Here is a 6,981-nt window from a genome sequence, read left to right as displayed (position 1 = left end):
CCCGTGGTGTCGCCGCCGAGCAGATCATCCACGAGGCCGGTCACCGGATCGAGCAGACCCCCCGTGGTGTCGCCGCCGAGCAGATCATCCACGAGGCCGGTCACCGGATCGAGCAGACCACCCGTGGTGTCGCCGCCGAGCAGATCATCCACGAGGCCGGTCACCGGATCGAGCAGACCACCCGTGGTGTCGCCGCCGAGCAGATCATCCACGAGGCCAGTCACCGGATCGAGAAGACCACCCGTCGTGTCCCCGCCGAGCAGGCCGTCCACAAGGCCGGTCACCGGATCGAGAAGGCCGTTAACTCCGCCTTCAAGTATATCTCCGGCACCATCGCCGAGCAGTCCTACACCGAGCAAATCTCCAACGAGTCCATCGGAGCCGGTGATATCACCCAGCACACCCTCATCTCCGACCAAATCACCGAGAAGCCCTTCAGAGCCGGTGATTGCGCCAAGTGCGCCTTCGTTTCCGGTCAGGTCACCCAGCAAGCCCCCGTCAGCGAGAAGCGGATCGAGAAGTCCATCGGTGCCCTCGAGCACTCCATCGACAAGATCGGTCACGGGATCAAGCAGACCATTGGTGTCGAGGCCGACGAGACCTCCGACGACGCCCACGACGTCCTCAAGCAGGTCGACGACTTCATTCAGAAGGTTACCGACTGTATCGAGCGCCGCATCGCCGGTGTCGCCGGTTGCGCCGGTATCACCCGTTGCACCGGTATCGCCCGTTGCGCCGGTGTCGCCCGTTGCGCCGGTGTCGCCGGTTGCGCCGGTGTCGCCCGTTGCGCCGGTGTCGCCCGTTGCGCCGGTGTCACCCGTTGCGCCGGTGTCGCCGGTTGCGCCGGTGTCACCCGTTGCGCCGGTGTCGCCGGTTGCGCCGGTGTCACCCGTTGCGCCGGTGTCACCCGTTGCGCCGGTGTCACCCGTTGCGCCGGTGTCGCCCGTTGCGCCGGTATCGCCGGTTGCGCCGGTGTCACCCGTTGCGCCGGTGTCGCCGGTTGCGCCGGTGTCACCCGTTGCGCCGGTGTCGCCGGTGTCGCCGGTGTCACCCGTTGCGCCGGTGTCGCCGGTTGCGCCCGTATCACCCGTTGCGCCGGTGTCACCATTTGCGCCGTCACTTCCTGACGACGCTGCAGCAAGCCCGACAGCTCCAGCCACACCTGCCGCTGCAAAAATAGCTTCGTTTGCTACCATCCCTTGACCAAGCCCGGCAGAGGCAAGCGTAGCTACGTTCCCGTCAAGCCCGGTAAAAGAGCCATCTTGGAACAACAGGCGACTTACTTCACCGTCAGCACCTTTGACGAAGAAGTCCTCGACAAGGATTTCATCACCATTACGCAATTTAATGGTCAGGTCGTTGCCCGCCTTCGAATAGTTTTGAATGTCTTCTTTGCTCACCGATATTTGGATATCTTTCGGAGCGTCCGCAACTAGACGGGTGATTGGCATGATTGCTTCCTTTTTGATGGCCTCAAATTGCTGTGACCAGCTCCAGGAGAACGTTCGTGCAACATTCTTACTCGAAGCTGGCCGTTTAATGGTCCAGTAACACAACTGCGCACCATGCGCATATACTTTTGTTAATTCGTGACCAACTTAAGCATTACTCGAAATCAGAAATAATACTTAAGTATGTATTGGACGCTTGGGCTCGTTGCAATCAAGCTCGAAGCTCTGGCGGGCTGTTCATGTGGATTTGGTGGATCACTCTGAGAGTGACGGGCGAGGCTGCCCTTGATTGCCCCGTAGCCAGGAAGCAGGCTGCCAGAGACGAGGCGATAATGTTCTGAGAAAAGTCAGCCAAGGCGAGATTTTTCACTCTGGCTGACGTGGGGACCTTCGTAGCCCTTGTGAGGTCGGATTTACTCTGAAGATTGCCGGAGTTGCTAAGGCTGGGAAAATCTTCACTGGTTGAGACCGGTCTGCTTGCCTAAGCATTGGTACTACTACTTGTTCTGCCTTTTCACATGGTTATCGCAGCACACGGCACAATCGTGGAGTGCGATAGATAGTCTTGGGACTAGATGGCCACGATAGACCCAGTTGTCGGCGATAACTCGCCAGTCATCACGGCTGGTCGGCAGTACTTCGCCGCCCGGTGAACGCCGTAATGTTCCGGTGGCACTAACCTAAAACAGGCCACCACGCATCACTCGACCACCCTGCTAAAAACAACTAAAATAGCCGTAGTTCTGGCGCGTGGGCCTTTCTGAATGGGAGGTGATCAGATATGATCACCGCCCGACAATCCCGGTCTGCGTGCGTGTAGATATGCCGTTACTCGCGGGACATTTCCTTTAACCTCCCAGATTTAGGAAAAGGAAGATGTCCATGACCAAAGATCAACGCGAAATCCAACGTAAATTGAGGATACTCCGATACGCGGAGGAGATCGGCCACGTCGCTAAAGCCTGCCGCTATTTTGGGATCGGCCGGTCCAGCTTTTACCGATGGCGCCAAGCCTACGCTGAACACGGCGAAGCTGGCCTGATCAATGCGCCACCGATCCCCAAATGGCACGCCAACAGGACGTCGCCTGAGCGCGAGGAAAAGGTTCTCTATCTACGCCGCAAATATCATCTGGGGCCAATGCGGATCGTTTGGTACTTGGAGCGTTACCATAACATTAAGATGTCTGACGCGACGGTTTCACGCATTCTGCGCCGTCATGGGCTGAACCGTCTTCCTCGAGGAACTCGCATGCGTAAGGTCCACACCAAGCGCTACCAAAAGCAAGTGCCTGGGCATCATATCCAGATGGACGTTAAGTTTCTGACTTTCAAAGGAAAGCAGGGCGAGAAAGTGCGCCGGTTCCAATACACGGCTATAGATGATGCCACTCGGGTTCGGGCGCTAAAGGTCTACGAGAAACACACTCAGGCCAATGCAATAGACTTCGTTGATCATGTCATAGAGAAGTTCCCCTTCCGTATTCGGGAAATCCGCACCGACAACGGCCATGAGTTCCAAGCAAAATTCCACTGGCACGTCGAGGATCTGGGTATCCGCCATGCCTACATCAAACGCGGCACACCCCAGTTGAACGGAAAAGTCGAACGTTCTCACAGGTCGGATGGTCAGGAGTTCTACCAGCTTCTCACCTATAAAGGCGACGTCGATCTCATCGCCAAATTGGACGAATGGGAGCGCTTTTACAACTTCCACAGACCCCATGGTGCCCACGGTGGAAAGACGCCTTACGAAGCCCTCAGGGAAAAGCTATAGTCAAAACGAAGAGATGTCCCACGGGTAGCCACACCTTACACGAGTGAGCGCAGGGCGGCCGGGATTCTGGCGTCTCGACTTGCCCACTTGAGGGAAGCCTGACAAGCTTGCGGTCTTGAGTGTCATAGCACACCGAGGGGCCCGCCAGTTGTAGGAACCTCTGCCTGGGGCGAGTCCTCGGCGATGCGCGGACGCTTCAGGACATCATCAAGCTCAGCCTTGGGCGCGAGTTCTTCTTCTCGAAAACGATCAGCCTGTTTCCGAGGGTTGCATTGTCATCACCTCTTGAGAGATGACTGCGCTTCGATCGAAGCTCCGCCGTCGTCGAGCAGAGAGAAACGCACGGTCATGCGGTTGTCCTTGGTGCCATCGTAGACCCACTCCGTACTTCCGTCGTCTGTCACGGTGTCGAGGCTGTCAGGCGATACCTTGTAGCCGATCTCTTCGGCAAGTCCTGCATGCAGGCTCTCGAACCCCGCCGGCGCAAGCGCGGTCGGAGGGATCACCACCCGGCACCGGACCTCCTCGTTGGTCGCGGATAGCTCAAGCGTAGTGCCGTTCGGATGGTCGTAGAAATCCATGCCGTCGCGGTCGTCGCGCTCGGTCATCCCTGCACCGTGGCGGGCCATCATGCCCGCCATCATCTTGCTCTGAAGGCCGAGCGTGTCGAGAACGCAGGATTGGCCGAGAAAGCTGAGGTATTGATCCCAGGATGTCAGCGTATCCTGGGCCGAAGCCGCAGGGGCCGACAGGAGGGCAGAGGCGAAAATCCCCGCAGATGCAATCCGTTTCATTGTGCTACCTCTCAATCTGCCGTGTGTTCGATATCGAAGGTCATGAAGACCTTGCAGTCCGACAGCCCCATGGCGGCGAGCGCCTCGGCTCCCGCCAACGCTCCGATGAAAAGGTCGACATGGGCGTCGATCCGGGTCGGCGTCAGAATTTCCGTCCCGACATTGGCCGCCACCTTGGCGGGGCCGCTTGCGATGTCGAACAATTCACCTTCATGGCTGTTGGGGCCGGTCTGGTGCCAGGTGATGCGCTGTCCTTCGCCGTTCATGAAGTCGAAGGCCTCCGGATCGAACTTTCCGCCCCAGTCGAAACGACGCGTCTCGTTCTGTGCGTCCATCTGGCCAGAACTGCGGAACACCGACTCCATCTGTGCTGGGCAGTTCGAGAATGTCTGGTCGCGCGACGCGACACGCCAGAGGCCGTCCCGGGGCACGATGCCCTCGTCGTCGTCCGGGAAGAGAGAGATCACCATCTCCTGGCCGTCGGTGCCGGGGGCGAAGACGGAAATCGGTTTGGTCACATCGCCCGCGTCATTCGGCAGAAAAACGAGCCGTGGCATCGGCTCCTGGCCGCCGAACATCTCGTTCACCTTTTTGGGCGAGAGCTTTGACAGCGAAGCCGCTTTCTGCCCCTTCACGTAGACGATCGAGACCTGGCCCGGGGTGACCTTCTGCCCGAACAGCACGCCGGCGTCTGCCTCCGAGATCTGCGCCTCGCCACGGGCACAGCCATCCTCCAGCGAGCAGTAGAGAACTGGCGCCGGCGTTTCGGCACGGGCGGCAGGCGCCCAGAGGAACAGGGCGGCACAGGCCCCACGGGACAGGGTCTTGATTGTCATGGTCATCATCTTGCGTCCTGGGCGCATGTCATTCGAGGGTTTTCAGGGTCTGGATCAGCGTGGTCATGCCGATCATGGCCGAGGGGTCGTCCGGCGTGAGATTGCAGAGCGTCCCCACGGCGCTCGGCAGGCAGAGCTGGCCGTCCGTCATGTCCGCAGGCGCATTCAGCGCCACCTGCGCATTGGTTCGGGTGTCGAAGAAGTTGATCCGCACCGGCGCTTCGGGACCTTCGCGGTAAGGCAGATCGGTGGCCCAGCCGTAGCGGATGAAGAAGCCGACGCCGGTCTCGGCATCCTCGATGATACAGCCTTCGGCCTCCTCGCAGAAGTAGGCGACGTCGTCTTGCGGGGCGGGCATCGCTGCGTCGGCCTGTGCGGCGGGCTCATCGGCGGGCGCTTGATCCGGCGACTCAGAGGCGGTGGTCACGTCATCCTGCGCTACGTCGTCCATGGCGGCGGCGCTTTCGTCGTCGCCTTCGTCGACGGGCAGCGCCCAGTCGGGCCCGTCCGCGGCGACGGTGATTGCCTGCCGGAACAGCACAAGACGTTCGGAGGTCGAGGCCCGCCCGTTTGACGGATAGGTGCCGATATAGCGGATTTCGTAGCTGCCGGGGGTCTCGGGGGCGGTCAGCGTGGCCTCGCGGCTGTCCATGCTTTCCTTGGTGTAGGCATAGCTGTACTCGGAATATCCGTCCGAGGCATAGACGCCGTCGGTGCCGGTATCGACAAGGTCGATCCAGTCCTCCGGGCCGCCGGGGCCGGACCAGCCGAGGGGGAAGGGCGCGCCGGGCTGGATCGTGTCGGGCGCGTTGAAGGTGATCTGGGCGGCGCTGATCGTGACGGGTTCGGTCACGAGGATGGCGTCGCCGTCGGATCCCTCGACGATGTAGCGCAATTCATACGGCCCGGGATCAAGGGGCATGTGAATGGCGACCGGGCTGCCGCTATCGACCCCATAGGCCTCGAGCCACGGGTCTACCCCCGAGGCCCCGGCGTGATAGATGCCGATGAAATCCCCGGCACCTGCGGGGCCGCCCCATGCGACACTGATCGTGGCGCCCTGACCCGCGACATCCGGGGCGTCGAGGAACTTGTCGATATCCACCACCGCAATGTCGCGCAGGGCGAGCGTGCGCTCGGTCCGGCCCTGACCGATGCTGGCGCGTTCCTCTGCCGTGAGCGGCTGGACGTAGCGCAGCACATAGGTGCCCAAGTCGGCGGGCAGCGTCAGCGTGACCTTGTCCTCGCCTGCGGTGACGGGCACGGAGGTGAAGGAATGGGTGCCGGCGCCGTCGAAAGGCGCGATGTCAATATAGTCCCCGGCCTGCGCCGGACCGGTCCAGGTGATGTCAACCGGCGTGGCGCGTCCGGCGGTTTCGGGCGCGTCGAGCGTGGCCAGGGGGGCCGGTGGCAGATCGCTTGTGACAGTCGTCTCTGGCGCGCTGGTCATCGTCTGGTTCAATGCGCTGCGCAGGCCTGCCGCGTCACCGGCTTCGATATAGCGGCCGCCGGTTTCTGTCGCGAGACAGGAGAGCGCGGCGCCCTCTTCCCGGCTCAGGCCGAAGCCCACGACATGGGCGGTGAAGTCGACGCCACCGGCTTCCAGCTCACGCGCCAGGGCGCAGGGGTCCCCTTCGCAGGTCTCGATCCCGTCGGTGATCAGGATGACCGTCGCGGCCTCTTCGGTGGACCGCAGGCCGAGCGCGGCCTGGCGGACGGCTTCGGTCAGGGGCGTCTTGCCGAGGAAGCGCATGGTGTTGGCCGATCCCAGCACTTCGGACACCGTGCCGGGCGCAGGCGGGACCAGCAGTTCGATATCGCCGCAGTCGCCCTTGCGGCGATGGCCATAGGCCAGCAGGCCAAGCGCGCGCTCCGGGGGGACATCCTGCAACACCTCGGCTAGGGCCTCTTTCGCGATCTCGAGCTTCGGGCGACCCTCGATCTGGCCCCACATGGAGCCAGAGCCGTCCATCACGATCACCGTCCTGTCATCCTGCGCGGCCGCGCCTTGCACCAGTGTCGCCAGAATGGCGGCCCCTGCCCATGTCTTCCTCATCGTGTCTCCGGTCCCCGTCGCTCGATCCACTGCATGTGCGGAAGACCCCGTGAGCGGGGCAATCTCCG

The 6,981-nt window shown here is 61.6% G+C and carries 5 protein-coding genes and 1 pseudogene; 1 reads left to right on the top strand and 5 read right to left on the bottom strand.

Annotated features, from left to right (window positions below; genetic code table 11):
* Together NH195_RS21120 and NH195_RS21870 are read right to left on the bottom strand one after the other, a co-directional pair.
* The coding region (locus NH195_RS21120) for a hypothetical protein (RefSeq protein WP_238379721.1) at positions 1 to 1,160 on the bottom strand (1,160 nt) is incomplete at its 3' end.
* A 153-nt stretch (positions 1,161 to 1,313) separates the two neighbouring features.
* Positions 1,314 to 1,451, bottom strand: a pseudogene (locus NH195_RS21870) (BapA prefix-like domain-containing protein); the annotation flags it as partial.
* A gap of 882 nt (positions 1,452 to 2,333) precedes the next feature.
* Here NH195_RS21870 and NH195_RS07715 point away from each other — a divergent pair.
* Positions 2,334 to 3,227, top strand: coding sequence for an IS481 family transposase (locus NH195_RS07715; protein WP_081423826.1), 894 nt, complete (start codon positions 2,334 to 2,336; stop codon positions 3,225 to 3,227).
* Between the two features lie 278 nt (positions 3,228 to 3,505).
* Here NH195_RS07715 and NH195_RS07710 read toward each other — a convergent pair whose 3' ends face one another.
* Genes NH195_RS07710 through NH195_RS07700 form a run of 3 tightly spaced genes read right to left on the bottom strand, consistent with a single transcriptional unit; the run spans position 3,506 to position 6,913 of the window.
* Positions 3,506 to 4,021: a hypothetical protein gene (locus NH195_RS07710; RefSeq protein ID WP_066705228.1), complete on the bottom strand. Its 516-nt coding sequence runs from the start codon at positions 4,019 to 4,021 to the stop codon at positions 3,506 to 3,508.
* A gap of 11 nt (positions 4,022 to 4,032) precedes the next feature.
* A complete protein-coding gene (locus tag NH195_RS07705; protein WP_238379719.1) occupies positions 4,033 to 4,866 on the bottom strand; it encodes a hypothetical protein in 834 nt (277 codons plus the stop codon).
* 19 nt (positions 4,867 to 4,885) lie between these two features.
* Positions 4,886 to 6,913 carry a vWA domain-containing protein gene (locus NH195_RS07700; RefSeq protein WP_066705227.1) on the bottom strand — a complete coding sequence of 676 codons (2,028 nt, stop codon included), beginning with the start codon at positions 6,911 to 6,913 and terminating at the stop codon, positions 4,886 to 4,888.
* Positions 6,914 to 6,981: the final 68 nt, after the last annotated feature.

The organism is Celeribacter ethanolicus, from assembly GCF_001550095.1.
Lineage (GTDB): Bacteria > Pseudomonadota > Alphaproteobacteria > Rhodobacterales > Rhodobacteraceae > Celeribacter > Celeribacter ethanolicus.
The sequence above is the reverse complement of the archived record's forward strand: the minus strand, read 5'-3'. Positions and strand labels throughout refer to the sequence as shown.